11 protein-coding genes and 3 pseudogenes are annotated in these 23,660 nt (G+C 32.7%); 4 read left to right on the top strand and 10 right to left on the bottom strand.

Features of this window, described 5'->3' with window-relative positions:
- Positions 1-10: 10 nt before the first annotated feature.
- Positions 11-1,016 (bottom strand): IS630 family transposase gene (locus O1Q06_RS04805; RefSeq protein WP_410542255.1). Its coding sequence is split into 2 segments (ribosomal slippage): positions 11-553 and positions 555-1,016, totalling 1,005 coding nucleotides; the frame shifts between segments, so codons are not numbered across the junction.
- Between the two features lie 226 nt (positions 1,017-1,242).
- A pseudogene (locus tag O1Q06_RS04810) lies at positions 1,243-2,244 on the bottom strand (IS630-like element ISWpi10 family transposase).
- Positions 2,245-2,398: 154 nt separating this feature from the next.
- On the opposite strand from O1Q06_RS04810, the gene O1Q06_RS04815 reads away from it, so the two are divergent.
- Positions 2,399-2,935 carry an ankyrin repeat domain-containing protein gene (locus O1Q06_RS04815; RefSeq protein WP_410542256.1) on the top strand — a complete coding sequence of 179 codons (537 nt, stop codon included), beginning with the start codon at positions 2,399-2,401 and terminating at the stop codon, positions 2,933-2,935.
- A gap of 54 nt (positions 2,936-2,989) precedes the next feature.
- Complete coding sequence (locus O1Q06_RS04820; RefSeq protein WP_265016876.1) at positions 2,990-3,208, top strand: hypothetical protein; 219 nt, start codon at positions 2,990-2,992, stop codon at positions 3,206-3,208.
- Here the strand turns inward: O1Q06_RS04820 and O1Q06_RS04825 are convergent.
- Positions 3,199-3,705: pseudogene (locus O1Q06_RS04825) on the bottom strand (phospholipase D family protein); the annotation flags it as partial. The gene O1Q06_RS04820 and the pseudogene O1Q06_RS04825 overlap by 10 nt on opposite strands.
- Between O1Q06_RS04825 and O1Q06_RS04830 the strand changes: the two are divergent.
- Positions 3,704-4,714, top strand: a pseudogene (locus O1Q06_RS04830) (patatin-like phospholipase family protein). The pseudogenes O1Q06_RS04825 and O1Q06_RS04830 sit on opposite strands and share 2 nt — an antisense overlap.
- A 66-nt stretch (positions 4,715-4,780) precedes the next feature.
- Here the strand turns inward: O1Q06_RS04830 and O1Q06_RS04835 are convergent.
- The 6 genes from O1Q06_RS04835 to O1Q06_RS04860 all read right to left on the bottom strand — a co-directional run bounded on the left by O1Q06_RS04835 (position 4,781) and on the right by O1Q06_RS04860 (position 9,127).
- Positions 4,781-5,713: a helix-turn-helix domain-containing protein gene (locus O1Q06_RS04835; protein WP_410542257.1), complete on the bottom strand. Its 933-nt coding sequence runs from the start codon at positions 5,711-5,713 to the stop codon at positions 4,781-4,783.
- 117 nt (positions 5,714-5,830) lie between these two features.
- Positions 5,831-5,992 carry a hypothetical protein gene (locus O1Q06_RS04840; protein ID WP_410542258.1) on the bottom strand — a complete coding sequence of 54 codons (162 nt, stop codon included), beginning with the start codon at positions 5,990-5,992 and terminating at the stop codon, positions 5,831-5,833.
- Complete coding sequence (locus tag O1Q06_RS04845) at positions 5,971-6,474, bottom strand: hypothetical protein (RefSeq protein ID WP_410542259.1); 504 nt, start codon at positions 6,472-6,474, stop codon at positions 5,971-5,973. The genes O1Q06_RS04840 and O1Q06_RS04845 overlap by 22 nt, the downstream gene beginning before the upstream one ends.
- A 93-nt stretch (positions 6,475-6,567) precedes the next feature.
- The gene (locus O1Q06_RS04850; protein ID WP_410542260.1) at positions 6,568-7,071 is read right to left on the bottom strand and encodes a hypothetical protein; all 504 of its coding nucleotides are present in this window, start codon (positions 7,069-7,071) and stop codon (positions 6,568-6,570) included.
- 279 nt (positions 7,072-7,350) lie between these two features.
- On the bottom strand, positions 7,351-8,019 hold the full coding sequence (locus O1Q06_RS04855; RefSeq protein ID WP_410542261.1) for a JAB domain-containing protein: 669 nt from the start codon (positions 8,017-8,019) through the stop codon (positions 7,351-7,353).
- A gap of 187 nt (positions 8,020-8,206) precedes the next feature.
- A complete protein-coding gene (locus tag O1Q06_RS04860; RefSeq protein WP_410542228.1) occupies positions 8,207-9,127 on the bottom strand; it encodes a helix-turn-helix domain-containing protein in 921 nt (306 codons plus the stop codon).
- Between the two features lie 89 nt (positions 9,128-9,216).
- Between O1Q06_RS04860 and O1Q06_RS04865 the strand changes: the two genes are divergently transcribed.
- Positions 9,217-10,140 carry an Rpn family recombination-promoting nuclease/putative transposase gene (locus tag O1Q06_RS04865; RefSeq protein WP_410542262.1) on the top strand — a complete coding sequence of 308 codons (924 nt, stop codon included), beginning with the start codon at positions 9,217-9,219 and terminating at the stop codon, positions 10,138-10,140.
- 5 nt (positions 10,141-10,145) lie between these two features.
- Here the strand turns inward: O1Q06_RS04865 and O1Q06_RS04870 are convergent, their stop codons facing one another.
- Positions 10,146-23,177 (bottom strand): ankyrin repeat domain-containing protein, encoded by a 13,032-nt coding sequence (locus tag O1Q06_RS04870; protein WP_410542263.1) that lies wholly within the window; start codon positions 23,175-23,177, stop codon positions 10,146-10,148.
- Positions 23,178-23,660: the final 483 nt, after the last annotated feature.

Below are 23,660 nucleotides of genomic sequence, written 5' to 3' on the forward strand. Positions count from 1 at the left end.
ATTCTCATTATTAATGAACCAAATAAGAAGCATAGCAGAGTTGTTTAACCGTGGAAGGGGAAAGAGAGGTAATAAATTTACACAAAGCGCATTCAAGCAGAACGATTGTATCGTAGATTTTATTGCGTAAAATGTTCTGTTTTATATATAACCAAAACCTCTCAACAGGATTGAGTTCAGGTGAGTATGGTGGTAGGTATATAATTTCGATATTTTTAGGTGCCTTTAAATTTTTTGACTTATGCCAACTAGCGCAATCCATCAAGAGAAAAGCCTTTCGTATTCCTAAATATTGCGACATCTGTTCAAGGAATATATTTATACAATCAGTGTTGACGTTTGGTGCAAATAAGCTAAAATTCTCTCCATTTCTAGGATTAACTGCACTATAGAGATAAAAATTTTCCCTACCTAATTTTACCTTAACCTGTGTCCTACTGCCTTTTTTAAACCACCCATGTCCAACTTTCGAATGTGTACCAAACCGTGATTCATCGAAGAAAAATAGCTCTTTTTCAGAATGCATGACAATAGTTTCATTGAGGTTTTTTTTTAAACTCCTCTTGCTTGTTTTTATCTTGTCCACTATGAACTGGTCTTGGTGTGATATATGAGAATTTCATTCTTTGCATATTACGATGTATTGCGGATTTGCTGATATTCAAACCAAATCTTTCTTGGATTCTTATTCTCATTTCTCTAATAGTAATATTGGGGTTTTCCTCTATCCACAACTCAATTCGTTCAAGTTGACTTTGGTTCAATATAGTTTTTCTACGGCGTTGAGGTGGAGCAAATAATTTTTCTTCTCTTCCAAATTTTATGTGCTTTATCCATGTAGTAATTGCCTTTCTCGAAATGCAACATATTTTTGCTACAGCTGTTATACTGTGCTTTTTTGCTGCAATTACAGCATTTAGTTTTTTTGCAACATACGCATTATTTCTTACTCTCTTCAGCATCTCTTTTGCTGATTTCACCACTTTTTCATCCAATAATTTTGATCTTAATGCCATCTAAACCTCGCTATTTTACTTACTTCAGTATGGCTTTTTTCCATTATTTTCTATTCGTTGCTTGTATAGCGGGAATTGGTATCAATATGCTTATTTGTAGTAAAGATTTCAGCATCAAGTGCTGGCCTGAAGCTTTAGCTATAAATATTAATAAATTTACTAAGTAAAAAAAGGCAAAAGAATCCCTATATAGCGAGTTTTAATAATGTAATACCAAATTCCATTACTAATCGAACAAATAAGAAACATTACAAACTCGTTTAATAGTAGCACTGGAAATACTGACAATAAAACTACACAGAACATCTTCAAGTAAGCCTATGGTATCGTAGACTCTGTTGCGTAAAGTATTGTGTTTGATATATTGCCACAACCTCTCAACAGGATTCAGTTCTGGTGAATAAGGAGGCAAGTATATAATGGTAATGTTTTTCTGAATTTTCAAACTTTTTGATCTATGCCAGCCTGCACAATCCATTACAAGAAAGGCTTTTTTCGTGCCTAAATCTTTCGACATCTGCTCCAGAAATATATTCATACAATCAGTGTTTACATATGGAGCAAGTAGGCTAATTTTCTTACCACTTCTTGGATTTACCGCACTGTAGATATAGAAATTTTGTCTACCAATTTTCATTTAACCTGCGTTCTGACCCCTTTTTTAAACCATCCGTGTCCGATTTTTGAATGAGTTCCAAATCGTGATTCATCAAAAAAATACCTCCTTTTCAGGGTGGGAATTGATTATTTTATTGAAGTATTTTTTAAACTCTTCTTGCTTGTTTTTATCTTGTTTATGGTGAATTGGCCTCGGTGTTATATAAGAAAACTTCATCCTTTGTATCTCACGATGCACTGTTGATTTGCTAATGTTTAGGCCAAATTCCTCTGAGATTTTTATTTGCACTTCCTTAATAGTAATATTTGGATTTCTTTCTACCCATATTTCAATTTGCTCACGTTGATTTTTGTTTAATTTGCTTTTTCTTCGCCGCTGAGAAGGGGAAAATAATTTTTCTTCTCTACCAAATTTTAGATGCTTTATCCATTCAGTCAAAGCAGTCCTTGAAATTTTACATATTCTTGCCACAGCGCTTATACTACTTTCTTTTCCTGCTATCACCGCTTGTAACTTTTTTGAAACATATGCGTTATTTCTGACCTTTTTTAACATTTCTTTCGCCAAATTTACAACTTTTTCGTCTAACAGTTTTGACCTTAATGCCATTTATACCTCTCTATTTTATCTACTCTAGTATCACTTCTTTCCCATTATTGTCTATCTGTTCTTTACATAGTGGGAATTGGTATAAGATGGTTCAGGTTATCGCACTGTATTATCAGCATCAACGTTAAGAGAAAATAAGTAAAACAAATATTTAATGTTGAAAAAAGTATTAAATATGAATAGAGACTCAAGAAATAAGATACATTTTTGGTGGTATATAACAATGATAATATGTGTTGTTATTACCTATTGCTACATGAAGGCAAAAGCTACAGACAATTATAAAACAATATTGCGGATTGCTTCTAAGAACTGTAGCCTAGAAGTAGTAAAATTTTCAGCAAATAATCTATTAGATATTAATACACAGATTCCCGAATTAACAGCATTACATTATGCATCAGGTGCAGGATGTTTGGAAGTTGTTAAATTTCTAATAGAGGAAGGAGCTGATATAAACACAGCAAAATATGAAAAATGGACAGCATTACATGCAGCTTCATACAAAGGTAACTTAGAGATAATTAAACTTTTGTTAGAAAAAGGCGCAAACCCTAACATTAGAGACACAGATGGGAAAAACCCAAGAGATGTAGCTGTACTAAGATCACGGCATAACAAAGATAAACCGTACGATGAAATTATACACTTGCTCTATAATGCTGAAAAGAAACACGATTCTGAGCGGTAATATTTCGTAACCGGAAACAAGAAGTAGTTGAAGGATTACACAGTTAGGAGAAACATGCAAAATCAAAAAATCCCAATTACAGTAATTATCACGTTATTAATACAAACAGTAGCATTTATATGGTGGTTATCCAAGTTAGACTCAAGGGTACAATTTCACGATAAACTTATTGAATATGGTTTAATGGAAAAAGTGTTAGTACTTGAGGAAAGGGTGAAAAATCTTTCTGAGGAATTAGATGAATTCAAAGATAACTTAAAGTCTGGTGTATAATGCTTAGACTGCGATTGGCGATTTTTCCAATTTTTGACGTATTGTTCAACTAGTGGAGAATCTCCTGTTATGATCAGTAGGTTTTCAGCATTTCTTTGCTGAGCGGCATCTGAAAAGTTAAATGATCCGGTTATGATTTTTTGCTCATCAATAATAATTACCTTACTATGAGCAATAGCGGGTTTAAAGTCAATCCATATCGGGATTTTGTGCTCAAATAATTCGTTAATTACACTATGTTTTGAACTAGTTTGTGATTCATCTAGAATAACCTTAATATCAACTCCACGCTTTTTAGCTTGAACTAAGGATTCAGCAATAGGCTTTGAGGTAAATTGGTATGCCTGAACCAACACGGATTTTTTAGCATGACCCACGGAATCAATTATTAGGTTGGTGCAATTTTCTCCAGGCGTGAAGCAGACTGTGGCTTTTGGGCAGGAAACACATCCCGATAAAAGCGAACAAGTTAATAAAATCAATAAATACCTAACCATGGCAAAATACATCCTTTCAGTTGACGGCGGAGGTATAAGAGGCATCATACCAGCTATTATACTAGCAGAAATAGAAAAAAGAACAAGAAAGAGGGTAGCTGAAATCTTTGATTTAGTGGCAGGAACCTCAACCGGTGGAATTGTTATAGCAGGGTTATGTAAAAAAGATAAACAAGGAAACCCTCAATATTCAGCTAGTGATTTAGTCGAGCTTTACCAAGAATACGGGTCATATATTTTTAAATCTTCATTTTTGAGAAGATCAATATTTTCTTGGCTTAATTGCGCACAATACCCACATAAAAATATTGAATTTGTACTGGATAAATATTTTGGAGAGGATATTCTAAAAAATACATTAAGTAAGGTACTGATAATAAGTTACGATTCAGAGTTCTTCCCTTCTCCACCTAATGCTTAAGCTTAAAACACTAGATGCTTTTTACAAGATATAAGTTATGATATTAACAACAACTATCCTTTCTTTTTTAAGAGCTGAAGAGAAGACAGAAATTTTATCAGGCTAAAAGATGCACTCAGAGCTGCAACGGCTGCATCTACTTATTTCATACCAAAACATCTAAAAATTGATCAGATAGACAGAGTATTAGTGGATGGCGGGGTATTTGCCAATAATCCAGCGGCTTGTGCATATGCAAGTGGTAAGAGGTTATTTCCAAATGATGATATTCTACTGTTATCGATAGGTACTGGAAGAACAGACAGAAGCATAGAGTATGCCAATTCAAAGAGATTTGGAAAAATAAGCTGGATAAAACCTTTGTTAAATGTGATGTTTGCCTCTGGATTGGACTGCGTAAATTATCAGATGAATCAAGTAATAGGCAATAGATACGTAAGAATACAATCGCAATTGAAGCTAGCATCGGCTGACATGGATAACATTACATCAAAAAATATCAAATTTCTGCAGGAGGAGGTAAATGCAATGATAGAGGATAATCAGAAAGTGATAGAGAAATTCTGTATAGAAATATTAAATATATAACTATTCTCTCTAATATTTTAATATATTATTTATGAGTCAGTAAACTACTGAGGTTTTTAATCCAGGTTAAATTTTGAAAGCATAATTTTCAAGCTCCTCAATAGATAAATCTGTTATTTTAGAAATAGCATCAATAGAAACGTCCAACATACGTAAATTATTCGCAACTTTTATTGCCTCTGCTTTGTAAATCTTTTCTTTATAAACTTGCTTTCTTTGCGATAAAAATTCTACCCATATGTCCAGTTCATCTCGTGATTCTTGATTGTCAATCTTTTTAGACTCTCTCACCCAACTTAATAGCTCGTTTTCTGCTTTATAATTATCTTCTTCATATTTCTTCATCAGATCTTCAGCATTCACTGATAACTTTTCTGCTATTTCCCATAATCTTTCACTTAAAATAGTAACATTCCCTTGCTCGTAGTGATGTATCTGTGAGGGTCCTATATCTAGCTCTCTTGCTAAATCCTCTTGAGTATACCCCCTTATTATTCTCCATTTTTTTATCTCTTGTCCTTCGTTTGAATGCTCAGAGCCTTTTTCCTCATCATATTCATCAGTTGATAAACCAGTTGCCCGATAGATAATATCAGTATCAAACCCTACTTTCGCTAAGTTCTTGGCCATGCTTACCCTTGCAGCTTTTACATTATTTTCCTCTTCAGCTTGAATAAACCCAGTTAAGTCGCGAATCAACTTGCATGACTCTTGTCCCTTTATTTTTTCTATGAAGTTGTACATCCATTCTTTGTTAAAAGAACAATTTTCTCTCAGTACTTTTTGTCTAGGAAATAAGCTGCCAACATGAACTGATAATGCTTCCGCTATTACTTTTAATTTTTTAGTTGGAATGCCACATGTCCCTTGCTCATATCTTAGCAATGTATGATATTTTATGCCGGTTTTATCTACTAAATCTTTTAGGTTATACTTTTGTTTTAGCCTCCAGCTTCTTACTTTTTGTGCTATTTTGTATCTTATAGAGATATTTACCATATCGTAACAATTTTACCGAAATAAACATCTGTTATTTTGCTACAACCTAAGTTTAGCTTATAAAGATTTTGTAATTTTATGATTTTGGTTAAAGAAGGGAAGAAAACCTCCCTTCGTTTAAAGTTTCCGAGAGGTCTCTTTACTACCTTCATATATCCTATTAACCCATGATAATGTTTCATTATTACTAATCGCCCTTATTTCTTCTTTTGCCTTTTCTTTACTCCACTTACCACTCCTAGGGAAACTTCCTTTTTCTACTGCTTCTGCAACTGCCATTCCCCAAAAAAACATCCTTTCCCTATAGTTTCCCCTCTTTTTTGCAGTTCAGACCACATTTCCTTGTTTTCTACTCTGATCTCTACTTGATGGTCATTTTCTGCATTATGATAGACTACAATTTTTAGGCTACCAATACTTGTAGAAAATGTTATTTCAAAAGCACTATTATCAGACACATCAATGTAATTCCTCTCACCTTCTTTTTCACTTCTAACCTCAACCTTACTATTTCCTATTTCTATAACATCACCTCCTAATTTTACCTCTCCTGTGGTTAACCCTAAATTTTTTGTACCTTCCAATACTCTTGCAACATCTACCTTGCTATTTTCAGAAAATTTCATAAAAAACGTCTGATTGTCTATTTCCACATCTTCTATGATTCCTTCATTTTCAATAGCACTTTCACCGATTTCTCTCAATTCTTTAAGCCACTCATCTATCTGTGGACGAATCTCTTGATAGAGTTTGTTATGCATTTTACTTATTCCCTTATCCTACAATAGATCGTAACTGAATATTGCTCCATTTAGCATCAATTCACATATTACGTCTTCCTTCTCGTTTTCTTTTCATTTGATCGAAGATACTTTCGATATTACTGTATCAGCAAAACTCTTCTGTCCTTCGCTATACGCATTTATCCTTATTCCAGTACTTAGTGCTTGATCTATAGTTTTGTTCAGTTCGTCTACGCTTTTTGCCTTTACTACTCTACTTTTAAACCACCTCAATTCTGCATTTTCACTTGCACTTGGCTCTATCTTACTTAAAGATGGAATAAACGGATTTTGACGATTTGAAGATTTTTTGTTATAAACCTCACGTCCTTCTCCAAGATTGATTGATTTTTCAGAAACATCGCTAGGGGAAGGCACACCTTCAGGCTTCTCAAACCTGCTTTTATCATCAAATATTTTCGGATCAGTCTTGTCTATAAATACAGACTCTTGAGTTTTCTTTCCAGTACGCCTAATAGCACTATATAGTCCTTTTGGTAACTTTTTAGAATCAATGATTAACTCATAAGTATTTCCATCTGTATCATCAAATGATACTGTTTTTTTAGTAGTCATATAGCCTCCTATTAAGCATGTTATTCAAGTCTAAAGAGCAATTTATTGCTTTATAATTAACTTAATACGCAAATTATAAAAAGATCTTGTATATTTTGCAACTATTTCTAATAAAATAATAGCTTTATCAGGACTTTTATTCTTTAACTACAACTTAATATACAAACTATACAAAGATCTTTTATATTTTGTAATTCTCCAATATCTCTCTCCAGATTCTTGACTTAGTTTTCTTGCTACTGTGTGGTAGCCAAACTTCTCAAGCAATTGAAATTTGATTTATAACAACTCTCTTTCCTTAAAGCTGCAATATCCTTTGTCTGTCATAATAATGTGATCCTCTAACTCAATTCCCACTCCTTGACATGCTGACACTAATTCTCTAGTCATTACTTTATCATCTTCTGATGGTTCTAAACTCCCTCCTGGATGGTTATGAGCTAATATTATTGACGCTGCTTCCATTGATAACGCCTTTTTTACCACTTTCCTTTCAGATAGGTGTACTTCATCTATTGTACCAAAATACACTTCATCTCTTATCAAACGGTTCTGTTTATCCAAGTATATTATCTGGACAGCTTCTTTTGCTGAAAAGCCTATGTTTACCCTTACATACTCTATCAGCTTTTCTTGGCTATCCATTACTGGGCCTCTCTTTAATCCTTCTCTGAGTGCTCTTTTATAAGCTTCTTTAACACATTCAATTGCTGCAGCTGCATGTTCGGTCATTCCTTCTATCATTTTCAGATCATCGATTTCTCGTCCCAAAATTTCTCCTATTCCTGGACAATTATCCATTAGAGTTTTAGTAACATCTTGTGCTTGCTTTCTGTCGTGAACTGCTCCTAGAAGCACTGACACTATCTCACGATCAAATAGAGCACCTCCTCCTCCGCTTTGTAGTACTCTTTCTATTTCTTCTGTAAGTTTTTCACTATTATTCATAAAATATACTCCTCGTTAATAACAAATTATTTTTAATTATTTACTGCTGTTTTTTATCAGCATTGGCATAGAGCCATAGCTTTTGAGTGAAGTCAAATCAATTTTTCAATCTTTTTTACTTATTTTTTCATGGATAGGTAAAGATATTAATATATATTTGTTTTCAAGTTATGTAAAAAGGTTGTTGTTAATCAATTATTTTAGAAATAACATCAGTAGAAAAACCTAACTGAAGTAAATTATTTGCAACTTTCATTTCCTCTATTTTGTAAATCTTTTCTTTGTAAATTTGCTTTCTTTGCAAGAAAAATTCTGCCCATATATTTAGCTCATCTCGTGATTCTTGATTGTCAATTTTTCTATATTCCCTCGCCCAACTTAATAAATCATTTTCTGCTTCACCATCTTCATAATTATCTTCTTCCTTTATCAGATCTTCAGCATTCACTGATAATTCTCTTGCTATCTCCCACAACCTTTCACTTAAAAGAGTAACACTACCTTGCTCATAATGATGTATCTGTGAGGGACCTACATCTAGCTTTTTTGCTAATTCTTCTTGTGTATAGCCTCTGATTATTCTCCACTTCTTGATCTCTTGTCCTCCATTTTGACTTGTACAGCCGATACTATCTTTATCAGCATATTCTTCAGTTGATAAGCCCGTTGCTCGATAGATAATGTCATTATCAAACTCTGCCTTAACTAGATTCTTTGCAATTCTTATTCTTGCTGCTTTGATATTACTTTCCTTTTCAGCTTGAATAGATTGGGTCAAAGCATAAACCACCTTGCGTAGTTCTCGCTCTCCTATTTGTATGTATCTTTGCATTAGATTATACATTGCTTGTTCCTTAGCTTTATCAAAACAGCTATTTTCTCTTAGCACCTTTCGTTTGGGAAATAGATTTCTAATAGGAACTGATAATGCATCTGCTAATATTTTTAACTTCCCAATTGGAATGCCACATGCTCCTTGCTCATATCTTAGCAGCGTATGATAGTTTATGTTTACTTTGCCTGCTAAATCTTTCAGAGTATATTTTCTCTTTAACCTCCAGCTTCTTACTTTGTGTTCTATCTGATACCTTATCGAGATGTTTGTCATAAATATTATACGGGTTAACATTACGTTTAATTGTTGAATATTTCTTCAGAATTGCGTATAATTATTAATGCTTTTTATCTTACTTTCTCATGGCTCTTTCTAAGTTTCTCGATCCAAAAAATGATGTTGCGTTTCGGCGTATCTTTGGTACTGAAAAGAATAAAGATATCCTCATTCACTTTCTAAATGATATTTTGAGCTTTACTGGCAAAAATGCAATACAGGATATAGAGTTTTTAAGTACTATTCAAGATCCTGATATTGCATCTAAAAAGCAAAGTATTGTTGATGTGCTATGTAGAGATTCTACAGGAGTGCAATGGATAATTGAGATGCAGGTCGCTAAAACCAAAGGCTTTGAAAAACGTGCCCAATACTACGCAGCTAAAGCTTACTCAAGACAAGCGGATAAAGGTGATCAATACCATGACCTTAAGGAAATTATCTTTATTGCTATAGCAGATTGTATACTATTTCCGGATAAGGCTGAGTATAAATCAAAACACACCATTCGGGATGAAGATACTAATGAACATGATCTAAAAGATTTTTATTTTGTATTTATTGAGCTGCCTAAATTTCCAAAAACCAAAGAAGATCAGCTTTCAAGTATAGTTGAAAAATGGGTCTACTTTTTTAGATATGCAGATGAAACTAGTGAAGAAGAGTTAGAAAGAATAATAGGAAGTGATCTAATAATTAAAAGAGCATATGAAGAACTCAATAGGTTCAACTGGTCAGAAAAAGAATTTATTGCCTATGAACAAGAGATCAAGCGTATTCGTGATGAACAGGCTGTCCTTGCTCAAAAACTTGATGATGCTAAACATGAAGGTAGACAAGAAGGTAGACAAGAAGGTATCCTAATCGGCGAAGAAAAAGGTAAAATTGAAGGTAAAATTGAAGTTGCAAAAAATTTACTTAAAGCTGGCATCTCTATTGACGTTGTATCGCAAACTACAGGTCTTTCTTTCGATGAGATCAAACAGTTACAGGCAGAAAAGACCTCATAGCTCCCTCAATTTATCCCTCTGCTTATTCCTTTAACTACTGATGTTCCATTTAAGAATGTATCAGGCTTTTTAGATAACTCTACTTTACTTGAAACTTCCTGACTCAAGTCTTTGTAAGGCTTTTCTACTTTCTGTTGTAGCACTTTTTCCCCTTCTAATTGACTTCTTAAGTGAACTAGAAACTTATCAGTTTGTTTGAATTCTGGACATGCTTCTTTTGCAAATGAATATAGGGTTTTTGCTATTTCAGAAAGTCTTCCATTTATTATTCTTCTAACTATAGCTGATTGCACTGCCACAGGATCTAAGTTTAGGTTTGTCAGTGATATTCCTGACTTAATAGCAGTTTTATTTAGCACTTTCTCAAATCTATTTGTAATATTGAGTGCATAGCCCTGTGCTTCTGGTGGAGATATAGACTGCTCTGCTGTAGAATTATATTTTTGACCTGTAACCCTTCTAATCAGTAAGTCAAGTAATAGTATTGTACTATTTATATCCGTTTGTACATTAACTTGTGATATTGAACTCTCAGGTTTATATCCATTAAAAGAGCTTTTATAATTACTAGGCTTATCATCTATATGACATTGAGTTGAATACCCTGATGCAGAAGTTCTAGCTGAAATAATACCTTGTACAGTACCTATTATAACGTTAGTAAAAGCATTCACTATGGTATTTACAAATGAAGTTGGGCTACTAGCTGAACTCTTTACATTACCTTGTACAGCTCTTCTATTCCTTTTTAATGGTTCTACTCTTGTCTCACTTGCCTCAGTGGAATTGAAACCTGCTATTGCTTCAGTAGTATTGAAACTATTAATAATATTAGCAGTGCTGTTTTTGTATTCTTCTTTTAAATCATCAAAACTTCTTACATTATTTAACTCATCCTTTATTGTTACTTCTTTATTTGCAAATCTAATAGTTAGTGTTTCCATTTCTTTGTTTTTATAAAATTCACTGAGTATCAAACTTGCATTGTGATTAAAGGTCATTATTAGATCGTTTCCTAATTTACTGAAAGTATAATCTTCAATTTTCTGTGATATAATAATCTTATTATTCTTACCTACATCTTCTACTGCTATTCTAATGATTTCCTCGTTGTTATCGAATACTAAAGGTAGTGGTCTTAACTCAAACTCCTCTATTTTCATTGGTACGTGATTCATAATTACATGTAATCTGTCATACCAATTTGTTAATAGACCATTCTTTAATCTTACTTGTACTATATTACTTTCTGAGACCTCGTTATCCTTTTCATAAAACAGCTGTATTATTAAATCTTTGTCACTTGTTATAATTCTTGTTTTAACTTTTACATTTAAATCACTTTCTACTTGTTTTCTTATTTTACGTAAATCTAGAGTGTCTATTTTGTTTTCTTGATCAACATCATAAAGTACTATTTCTGGTATAGGCAGCTTATCAGATGTAACTACAAATATATTCTCACCACCATTACCTATTAGATGACTCTTGTACTCAGGATTATTCTCTATAACATCATGTTTTCCATGCCCAACTACGATAGATTCGTTGTTTAGTAATGAGTGTACAAAGATAGACATTTTTAAATTATTCGCTACTCTAGAGTAACTATTGATTATTTCATCAACTGATTTGTTGCTATTTTGTAATGCATATAGGTTACCTTCTTTACTCACACTAATTACTATACCATCTTTTAATGTAAATGAGATATTCTGTACTCTATAAGAAATAAGCGTTTCAGTGTTATGTGGTGAAAAAACAAACTTTACAGTTCTTACATCATTACTATTGAAATTTATAGCTTTAATGTCTTCGAGAGTATTATTAAATATAAACTCATTTTTACTTGTGCTTAAGATATCTACAGATGCTTTTCCTTTCTTCTGATCAACAAAGTAACTAAAATTTCCCTTTGACGCACGATTATTTACTACAGTGTAATCCCTTAACATTATTTGCACTTTAGGAATAAATTTTCCACTTAAGTAATCTCCGCTATTAACAGTTATAATATCCTGTTCTTTCTCATTTTTTCCACCACGACCATCGATATATTTTAGACTAACGTCACACGAGATAATGTCCTCTTTATTTTCTCTTGTTATTACTTTGCTTATTTGATCGATCAGACCTTTTGAAAGAGGTAAATTTGAAAGAGGTAAATGAGAACCACGAAAGTTTAAGGATAAAGATTTACTTTGCGGTGAAAATTTACTTAGGTCTAAAGTATTTGCTCCATTTCTACCAAAGATTTGACCTTCAAAGCTATCACCTTGTAAAATAAAAGTATCATCTTTTTCTCCTCCATGAATAGTCTTGTATCCATTACCTATGAGAAATATATTACTATTGTTATTAAATCCTATTCCAAGGTCAGTACCATCTCCTAAGTCAATGAAAGTGTAATTATTTGTTCTATTGCTAGAATACTCAACACCAATTGCATTGTTACAGCTGTAAGCTAACCCTGGTGCTAAATCGCCATGACCTTGCGTTATACAGAAGAGATTTCCTTCAGGTGAATTATCAGGTCTTATCTCACTCCACTTAATACCAGGCTTCTGTTCATCTAGAATCACCATGTTATTTGAGTCTGGTTTAAATTTAGTTATGCATTCCTCTCTTTCTTTTAGAATGAAGAGATTACCATTTTTATCCTTGTGGCAAGCGTTTCTTATTCCAAGCCCAGTGGGTTCACCTGGCATAACCATTAGATCAGAGTGTATATCAAGAGAAGGACATTGTTCTTTGTATTGAACCATACTACAAGTATCTTGAACTAATTTACCAGTAGGAAAAACATATCTTTGAATATCATTGTGCTGTTTAAGATACTCAAGAGCTTGTCTAACAAGTTGATTATATAACTGTTTTTCTTCAATTAATTCTTCTATGTGCTTTTCTGTTCCTATGCCTATAAACGCACGTATGCCTTCAAGAAATCTTTCTTCTGCTGTTAGATGTACTAGTCTATCAATATTTTCTACTTTTTTTACAGCTTGATAAACATCAGTACCAACAAACACAACAGCACCAATTGTAGCACCTATAGGACCTGTAACTGATGAAACTCCCTCTAATACTCCAAATCCTTCAGCAACTTCTATACCAAGTTCTGCAGCATCACCTCCTAAATAGACGCTATCTCCTACAACACCAACTACTGTACCGTTTCTAAGTTCTTTTACTAAATCATAGGCAATAAAAGCTGATGTACTACGAGCAAGGAAAGAAGATGATACTTTGAAAGCCTGAGCAAGAGATGACTCTACAAGTGGAGCTAGTTTAAATCCTCGAGCATAAGCAATCTCTGAAGCAGAGTGTAACCCTTTAAGAGCAGCATTTTCTCCAGCTTTAACACCAAATGGAAGAGCAATAAACCCTAAATTGATAGCTAGACCTTGATAATTGTCATTAACAGCATCAGCTAAAACATTTTTAGCCATCATGCCTTGCATAGTAATACCAGAAATCATCCCAACTTTACCCAAATGGTTTATGAATTTTTGATTGTTGATCAGCTTGTTAACTAAACCTTCAGATTTTCCTGTAACTGGAACTTGACCTGCTAGCTGTATTAATTGAGTATGTTTATTTTCTGATATTGACTTGATATAATCGATAAACTTGTCGCTATTAATCTTAAGATTACTTAAACTCCTTATATTTTCTTTTCCCTCGCGAATCTTTTCTATGTCGGTGTTCCATGATAGTTCACACTTACCGATTTCTCTTCTACGTCTTCCATTTGGTAGACATTCTGAAGCTTCAATTATTTGCCTTTCTCTTATATACTCCTCCCAAGATTCTTGGAGTTTTTGTTCAAGCATCTGTTTAATTTTCTCATAAGCATATCTACCTGCTTGTTCTGTGCTACTATTTAATTTGGTGTTGGCTAAGTTGAGATAATCAGAATTAACTTGAATCTTTTTATTGTCCAACAAAGTCTTAACAACTCCTTCATTACACTTTTCGATTGCCAAGAGCAAAGGTGTTTGATTTTGACTGTTCTTAGCATTAGGGTCTGCTCCATAATCTAGAAGTAGTTTTACAATTTCAAAGTTTCCCTTTTTAACTACAATGTGAAGAGCAGTATTTTTTTCATTAGTGCCAGCATTAATAAAATCTGCTAATCTATCACTATGTTTTTCTTGTATATGCTTTAATAAAAGCTCAACAAGTTCTTTATGGCCTTTAGAAGAAGCAATGTGTAGCGACGTATTTTGTTTATTATCTCTGTCACTAGTAACCTGAAAAACATTGACTCCAGAATATAAAAGGATTGTTACAATATTTTTATAGTTTTTATGAATAGCCCAATGTAGAGGAGTCATACCAGCACTATCTTTAGCATTAACAGTTACCTTTTCCTCTTTGATTATTCTATCAACTTCTTGCTTGTTCTCTTGTTCCACAGCTTGAAAAAGATTTCCTACTAATTCAAGTAGAGATTTAATATTACTATCTTTGGTGAGCTGCAATGGTGTATGTTGAGACTGAGTTTTAGCATTATAAATTGCACCATTATTCAATAAAACCTCAACAACTTCCTTGTGACCAACGTATGATGCTACGTGTAATGGTGTAGTCTTCTCACTGTCAGCAGCATTAACATTAGCACCTTTATTTAATAAGGTATCAACAATTTCCTTGTGACCATTTTGAGCAGCCCAGTGCAGAGAAGTCCTGCCATAATTATCTTTAGTTTCAACATTAACACTCTTTTCATCTATCAGATATTTAACTACGTTCAAGTAACCATACGTAGCAGCCCATTTTAGAGGATCCAGGCTAACCTTTTTTAACAGTAACTCAACAATTTCCATATAACTTCTACTAGCAGCTAAGTGTAACGGTGTCATATTATGATTATTATGAAGATTAACTTCTGCTTCATTATCTAATAAAACTTCAACCACATTTTTATGGCCGATTGTAGCTGCGTAGTGTAGTGGTGTACTCCCCTCACTGTCAGCAGCATTAATATTAGCACCATTGTGCAATAGAATCTCAACAATCCTATCGTGACCACCTAGAGCTGCAGAGTGTAATGGTGTAACTCCTTTTTTAGTTCCAATATCAACATTAGCCTTATTATTCAACAAAACATTAACAACTTCTACATTACCCCTATCAGCAGCTAAGTTTAGTGATGTTCTGCCAAGTTTATCGGCAGCATTAACATTAGCAGCACGATTGTGCAATAGAATCTCAACAATCCTATTGTGACCACCTAGAGCTGCAAGGTGTAATGGTGTAACCCCTTTGCCAGTTTCAGCATTAACATTAGCACCATTGTGCAATAGAATCTCAACAATCCTATCGTGACCACCTCGAGCTGCAAGGTGTAATGGTGTTGCACCTTGTTCTTCTGTTTTAGCGTTAACTTCAATCTTAGAATTCCTTAATAATAAATCAACAACATCCTTGTGACCATTTTCGGCTGCTAGATGTAATGGTGTTGCACCTTGTTCTTCTGTTTTAGCGTTAACTTCAATCTTGGAATGCCTTAATAATAAATCAACAACGTCCTTGTGACCATTTTCGGCTGCTAGATGTAATGGTGTAACCCCTTTGCCAGTTTCAGCATTAACATTAGCACCATTTTGCAATAAAATCTCAACAGTATTCTTGTAACCGTTGTATGCAGCTTCATGTAATGGTGTAACTCCTTCGTAATCAGCATTAACACTAGCACCATTTTGCAATAAAATCTCAACAATCCTATCGTAACCACCTTTAGCTGCATAGTGTAATGGTCTAACTCTTTCATTAGTTTCAGCATTAACATTAGCACCTTTCCGCACAAAAAGCTTAGTAACACCTAAATTACCATTAGAAGCAGCAAAGTGTAGAGGGGTCATACCATATTTATCAGGAACACTTAAATCAGCGTTATTTTCTAATAAAACTTCAGCTATATTCTTGTAACCGTTGTATGCAGCTGCATGTAATGGTGTCCTATTATTCTTGTCAGGAACATTAACTACGATATTAATATCAGCATCGTTTTCTATAAGCAGTTTAACAATACCTAAGTTACCATAATAAGCTGCTAAATATATAGGAGTTTTTCCATATTTGTCAGGAGTATTAACACCAATGCTTTGAAAATTATCTGCTAATTTTTTTAGCAAAATACTTACAACCTTAGTATTACCTTCTTCAGCAGCCCAATGTAGAGGAGTTCTATCATCTTTATCAGGAACATTTAATAAACCTGTATCTTTTCCCAGAAGATACTCTACTATTTCTAGACCTGAAACCAATTTAGAATGCTGAGTATAAGTGGCGCAAATTAATGGCGTTCTACCAAGATTATTTTTACTATTAACCTTGGCATCATTTTCATCCACAAGATATTTTACCATATCTAAGTTTCCATTCAAAACAGCTATGTGTAGAGGGGTATTTCCATAACCACTTTCGATATTAGCATCGGCACCTTTACTTAATAAAGCTTCAGCAGTAGTTTTATACCCACCTTCTGCTGCAAAATGTAATGGTGTAACACCTTGATCATTTTTATTATCAACAAGTTCTACAAGTTTAGTAGGAAGTTTTCTGTCTATATAATTCAGTAAAGCTATAACAACATCTGCGTGACCATTTTGCGCTGCATAGTGTAACGGTATATTACCGCCCTTGTCAGGCATACTAACTACATCATTATCTACAAGAAGCTCGATAATACCTACGTTGCCATATTGAGCGGCGAAGTGTAAAGAAGTTTTACCATCATAATCAGGAATATTAATATTAGCCTTTCCTTCTTGAGTAAGAGTTGTAACAACATCTAAGGCACCAAATGACGCAACTACGTGTAAAGGTGTCCAACCATAGCCATTTTGAATATCAACTTCTGCATCTCCTTCTAGTAATATCTTAATAACTCTATTATGCCCACCTTGAGCTGCATAGTGTAATGGTGTACATCCTATTTTATCTTTATCATTAACAATATCTTTATTATTCTTTAAGAGAACTTCAACAATTTGCTCATGACCTCTACTAGCAGCACAGTGTAGAGGAGTCCACTCATCATTATCTTTAATATTAATTTTTGCACCATTGCTTAATAAAACTTCGACGTTAGCAATAACTCCTTTGTAACCAGCAGCAAGATGTAGAGGAGTTATGCTATTCTTAGCTTTAGCATCAATCTTTGCACCTTTTTCAAGTAAATATTTGATAGTTTCAACATTATATAATGATAAAGCTGCCCAATGTAATAGAGATAAACCACCCTTATCAAAAACATCAACATTAAAATCTTCTTCTGCAAAAAGTTTGATGATGTTCAAGCTACCACTAAACACAGCATTATATACCGGCGTCCGATCATTATTGTCCCTAGCATTAACATCTGCCCCGTGCTTTAATAAAATTTCAGTAGCTATCTTATGACTACGTAGCGCTGTATAATGCAATGGTGTATCTTTCTTACTATTAATAGAGTTAGCTTGAGCTCCATTCTTTAATAAAGTTTCAACAACAAGATGATGTCCATAATATGCAGCTAAGTGTAATGCTGTATGACCATCTTTATTAACAGCATCAATCTGAGCTCTATTGTTTAATAAAATCTTAACAATCTCATTATAGCCCTTATATGAAGCAACATGTAATAGTGTCCATGACTTACCACTCCTAATATTAATATCCCCTCCAGTTTTAAGGAAGTTTTCAATCGCTTGCTTGTCACTTTGTTTTACAGCATCAAACAATTCATCTTGATAAGCAAACAACTTTAAATTTTGATTATAACTATCAGCCACATCAGATTTAACGACAAGAATATTACCTTGCCTATTATTTAACATATTTGTTAGATAATCTATCCAATGATCTGATTGTTGTAGTGCAGTTATAGATCCTTTATGTTGTTGTAAGTTAGTAGGAAGTCCTTCTTTACTTAATTTATCTATTAGGTTATTACTAACTTTGTTGATAAGGTATTTCTTCATTTCACTATCTTTAACAAGCTTATTGAGCGCAATTATTGATTCACCTTCTTTAACAAATATTATGGCATTAGAAATAACTGCTATTATTGGATCACAGTATAATGAGTCAATTAAAGCATCTCCATGCGCTAAATAATGACGTAATGAAATACCTGTTAGAATTGGAAATTGTCCGTCCAAGAATAGAAAACTTTCTTCTACATTCTTTGATGAAAACTGAGCTATATTTGAAAATATTTTACCTAAATTAAGCAAAAGGATTTCCACTTCTGCTTGCAATTTTTTGTCCTGTTTATAGTGTGATATCAATTCATGCCTTGAACCATAACCCACATTCTCCAATCTCTCTTTCAGAGAGTTCAATCTATCACTAAAATAATCTTCAAGAATTTTAATTTTTTTTTCTGTAAAAATCTTCTTTAATAATTCTTGGCTGTCAGATTCTAATTGAAGTGTTTTAGAAAACTTGATAAAAGAACTTAAAATCTCATCTATATTTACTTCTTTTTTCGTAACAGCTTTGATAAAAGCTCCATAATTATCAGTTAATGTTTTCACTTCATGAATAGCTTTGCTCACAGGACTATAGAGCTCCTTTAGTTCTTTTTTGTTTATAGATGTTGTATCTAATCTATCAACTAATTGCCCATATTCTCCTTCTTCTAGCGCACTATTATTTTCAAAAAAATCAATTAATTTTTGTTGTGCCTTATGAGCATCTTTTTTCTTTTCTAGTTCTTTTATTAATTCCTCATACTCTTCATTTGTTAATAGAACTTTAATATCATCAAGAACATTGTGTAACAGTGATTCATTAGTACAACCTTGAAGTAAGCCTTTTTTTTCATCAAAAATACTTTTCAATAATTTTTCGTGATTAGGTAACTTAAGTGACTTAAGAAGTTTATTAAAGTCTTTTTTACCATCTAAGAAATCCCCGTAGTGATCATGTGCTTTTTTCATCAAATTTTTTCTTTTGTCATAACTTTTTTTTAATTCATAATAACCAGATAGTTTTTTCTTTTTGTCTACTGATTCATTTAATTTGGCAACTAACTTATTATATTCTTGTTGTGTTAGCTTGATTTTGTCTTCAAAGTGACCAATTAGTTCTAATTTTGTCCTATAAGTTTGCTTTTGATTTTCTAATTTTGATACTAGCTCTTGATACTTTTTGTCATTTTTTATTTCACTTCTAAATATATCAATAACATCATCTAGCTCAGCTTCTACCTTACTAGAAATATCAACTTCTGGAGGATCCAACTTTTCTTTAAATACATTAATTCCTCTAATCTTGGAATTTTCTAAATTAATAATATAATTGATTTCAGAAGCTAAGCTTACAATTTCCTTGTACTTGTTATGTCCTTTATTGTTTTTAGAAATTTTATCAATCAAGTCATTGATTTTTTTTAGCTCATCATCCATTGTTCCTCTTTCTCTTCCTGTCATTATTACTTCAAGAGTTTTTTGGGCTCTTTTTTTGAAATCACTGTTATCGTTTCTGATCAAGCTTTCCCTAACTTCACGGATCAAACTGTCAACAATCTCTACAACTTTATAATGGTTGATCTCTATTTCTTGTATCTTATTTTTTTTTGACTCGATAATATTACTAATCTCAGTAAAAAGTTTTTTATTCTCCTCCTCCATTGTCAAGATTTGAGTATAAAGAGGTTCAATAGTTTGATCTTCATTATCTGTTTTTAAGTCAGTAATTTGACGTATTTTTTCAATTAAATCCTCGATTTTTTTTAACCCACCTGTATTACGCATTGTAATTTCTTTTGATTCATATCCTTTACGATTGATATAATCACTAAACTCATCGGCTAGTTCTTTAGCTTTTTCAGGGTTATTGTTACTAATAATTTTTTTGCACCAATCTCTAATCCTCACAATTTTAATATTATAAAGAAGCTGGATAAATATTGCTTGAACTCTCCTTAAATCATTTTGGACATTAGTAAAAATGTCTACCTCTTTTTCAATACATTTCTTTGCAATCAATATATTGATCCACTCAGGATGAGACAACCTGTCCCGTAAAGATGGAGCTATTTCATTTATTATACTTTCACCCATTAAAACCAAAGTCCTTTCTGTATTTTCTGATAAATGAGGTGATGATGGAGTATTCTTGATATATTCACCAATTACCTGCAAAGCCCTTTGAATAATCAATTGACCTGATATTTCCTCTGTATTCACTGACAGCGCTAATTCTATGTACTGAAGCATTCGATTTAAAGAATATGCATCTTTTAATAATTCATAATTAGTGTATAGAGATTCAAGGCCAGAAATTTTTACACGATTTCTGTATTCTTCTTTGTTAATATAACTTTTTATATTATTCTTTATGTTATTAACGTCATTATCCTTGAGGCTATTACTATAACCAAAAGTGCTCTTAAGCTTATCAGCAAATTCAATCATATAACCTTGAAGATTTTCTCTTTGTATACTATCAAGAGAAGCAAAGCGAGATAAATAAAACTCAATTTCTTCCCATTGAATTTTTTCATAAGTTGATTTTAACTGTCGTTTTAATATACGAATATTTTGAGCAATGAATCGTGCAATAAATAAAACCTTTGATGAATTTATACCTATCTCATCCACATTTCTTATTGTCTTGTTAAAATCATCTATAGCAGTAAGAATAATGTTTATTTGTTGATAAGCGTTATCAACTTTTTCAGAAGGAACACCCTGAATATTTTTACTAACTATTAAATTCGCCGTATTAGCTGTAATACTAAAAAAACGCTCACGTATTAATAAATCTTCAACAAAAATTTGTATTACTTCGGATATTTCTACATTTCTTAATTTTAATTCTTTATAGCTTCTAGATAAAAAATCACCTAATTTTGTTGAGCGTAAACTATAGAAAAAATTATTTGGCCACTTAATCAGTACTTCAAGAAGCTCAACATTGCCTGAACGGATAGCATAATAAAACGCATTATGATTTTCCCCATCTGTATCAGTTGGGTTTATCGTGGGCTTATTAATATAATCAGATAAATTCTTTAGAAGATCACTTCCTTCTATACTAAGTAGATACTTAAGAATTTCAGGCTGATTGTGCTTACAAGCTAAGATGATCAAATTAGTATCCTTGATAGGATTATCTTCTTTATTAAAGATAGTTTCTAGAAGAGTCTTTTTTTCTATTTTGGTTATACTAGCAATGAGAATACTCAAGTTTTTAAGTCTATCTACATCTCCCCTTTCTATTAAGCCTTTTACTTCAGAGAGAACATTGAGGTAAAGACTTGTTACTTTTTTATAATTAACGTCTTTTCTTTCTATATAAACTTTTCCAGACTCATCAACAGGTTTACTTTGATTAGAATAAAGTTTTCTATATTTGTCCTTAAATTCCTCTTCAGGTAAAAGAAGCGAAAGCAACAAAAATTTATCTAAGTCTACACCATTCTGATAAACAAATTTGTTTACATATTGTATTAGTATTTCCTTCTTATCAAAGGATTGTTGATACTCCTTAATATCTGATATTCTATTCAACAAACATATAGCAACTTCCAGATTATCATTAACTTCATTTGGCACTATTTCCGGAAGAAGAGAAAGAGCAACCTGTAAAGGTGTTTTCTTGAGCTTACTTTCAATATTTATCTTTGCTTTGTTATCTAGAAGCAACTTAACAACTTCTAACTTACCACCCTCGACTGCATAATGTAGAGCCGTCTTTCTTTCTTGATCTTGAAAATTAATATCTGCTTGTTCTGTTATAAGTTGCTCTACTTTTTTATAATCACCACTTTCTGATGCAATTAATAACCCTTTGCTAATACTTATTTTTCTATTTCTTATTCTATCTTCTATACCGGTATCAGCGCGACTAACTTGACTAGAGGTTTCCGGCCGTTGAGTTGATCCAGACTGATGACTATCAGTTTGACTACTTCCTTGATTAGCATATTGACTATCAGATCTCTCAATTCTACTTCCTGACTGTTGTTGATCTGATTTAGGTGGATCCAAAGGTTTTTCTCTGTTTTTGTATTGTCTTAAGGTATTGCTTGATTGTTGTTTACTTGATGCAGATCTTGCTTCAACTTTCAGAAGATTTATGATTTCTTGATGATCTCGGAAAAATTGTTGATCATGCTTCTCTATATGCTTTTTTAAATTTTCCTTTTCATCATCGCTAAGATTTTGAATGACATCATTACTGACTCCAATCTTTACAGCAAATGAAGCAATTCTTATGTAATCTTTCTCAACAGCCCTACGGAACAATTGACCCAGTTCTTGACTATTTTTTAAGTTTGATTGACTTGGCTGATTAATATCACTATCACTTATTTCTCTAATATCTATATTATGACCTAATGCAAAATCTCTTATATTAGTTTTAAGTCTTTCAGAATCTTTCTTTAATTCCTCTGAAAAAGACCTACGCATACCCACCAAAAAATCACTAGAACTTTCCATTCCTCTTATAGCACTATCTACCTCGTAGAAAGGCTTATTATCTTTTAATAATTCATTAATCTTATTAGCATTTAACAATGAGAATATTCCACAATTATGACCATCCACCTGTTGCTCGATTTTTAAATCAAATATGTTAACGTTAGCACTAATTTTGTTCCTCAGGACTGATTCAACATTTTCCTGAATCTTATGTCCTAATGAGTCAGAATAATATGCGTAGTAATGACCTAGTTTATTTTGAACAATTAATGTAACCCAATGTCCTGCCCCCAAATTGATAATTAAAGTTAGAGGCCTCTGCTCGTCATTATCTACGTAACCCTTAAATTGTGCTAGTTGATTATTTAAGGTATTTAAATCACAGATTTCAAATATGGTTTCACTTTGAGTTTGTCTACCTTGCTTATCGTATCCCTGGTCATACTGATATGAAGTCCTTGCAATATCAGCAATATCACGCTGTTGTAACCAGTACTGATAATTTCCTTTTTCAGTTTCATCTTCTAGATTTTGCCAGGTATATCGGTTATCATAGTCGTTAGAACGTCTAAAACGCTTTATCCTGGTTTCTTGAAAGATTTGGTTGAACATAGAACCCCATTGTTAAGTTTTTGATAGATAGCGTAATGCCAATTTCGGTAAAGATAGCTTAAATGTTTTTTAATGCAACACAAATGTGAATGGAAGTATCAAAGAAAAATCATTTATTGACTCACTTTACCAACTTTTTCTCTCAAATTCTCAAACACATAGGGATTTTTATGTTGAGTAAAGTTACCAAGAATGTGTACAATTTAGGTGTTTTTAACTATTTTACATAAATGAATGGAGAGCAAGTTCGAAAAGTACGGTAAGGTCCACCAATCCACCACAACAAACCACTTACCATCTCCAACATAAAATTAAGAAAATCCCTCAAAAATAGAGAACTTTAAGTCAAAACAAATAGAGAATTCTACTTCAATTATTTTTCATAAAAACTCTCTACTTTTACATAATTTATTAATTAATCTCTCTATTTCTCTACAATATAGGGTATTTTTCAATAATTTAGAGATAATCATAGAGTAAACA

Source organism: Wolbachia endosymbiont of Tetranychus urticae (assembly GCF_046529255.1).
Taxonomy (GTDB): domain Bacteria; phylum Pseudomonadota; class Alphaproteobacteria; order Rickettsiales; family Anaplasmataceae; genus Wolbachia.

Bases quoted from the DNA above. Each gene is read 5' to 3' on its own strand.
- O1Q06_RS04850 (WP_410542260.1), bottom strand. From the start codon at position 7,071: ATGACTACTAAAAAAACAGTATCATTTGATGATACAGATGGAAATACT.
- O1Q06_RS04860 (WP_410542228.1), bottom strand. From the start codon at position 9,127: ATGACAAACATCTCGATAAGGTATCAGATAGAACACAAAGTAAGAAGC.
- O1Q06_RS04840 (WP_410542258.1), bottom strand. From the start codon at position 5,992: ATGGCAGTTGCAGAAGCAGTAGAAAAAGGAAGTTTCCCTAGGAGTGGT.
- O1Q06_RS04835 (WP_410542257.1), bottom strand. From the start codon at position 5,713: ATGGTAAATATCTCTATAAGATACAAAATAGCACAAAAAGTAAGAAGC.
- O1Q06_RS04815 (WP_410542256.1), top strand. From the start codon at position 2,399: ATGTTGAAAAAAGTATTAAATATGAATAGAGACTCAAGAAATAAGATA.
- O1Q06_RS04845 (WP_410542259.1), bottom strand. From the start codon at position 6,474: ATGCATAACAAACTCTATCAAGAGATTCGTCCACAGATAGATGAGTGG.
- O1Q06_RS04820 (WP_265016876.1), top strand. From the start codon at position 2,990: ATGCAAAATCAAAAAATCCCAATTACAGTAATTATCACGTTATTAATA.
- O1Q06_RS04865 (WP_410542262.1), top strand. From the start codon at position 9,217: ATGGCTCTTTCTAAGTTTCTCGATCCAAAAAATGATGTTGCGTTTCGG.
- O1Q06_RS04855 (WP_410542261.1), bottom strand. From the start codon at position 8,019: ATGAATAATAGTGAAAAACTTACAGAAGAAATAGAAAGAGTACTACAA.
- O1Q06_RS04870 (WP_410542263.1), bottom strand. From the start codon at position 23,177: ATGTTCAACCAAATCTTTCAAGAAACCAGGATAAAGCGTTTTAGACGT.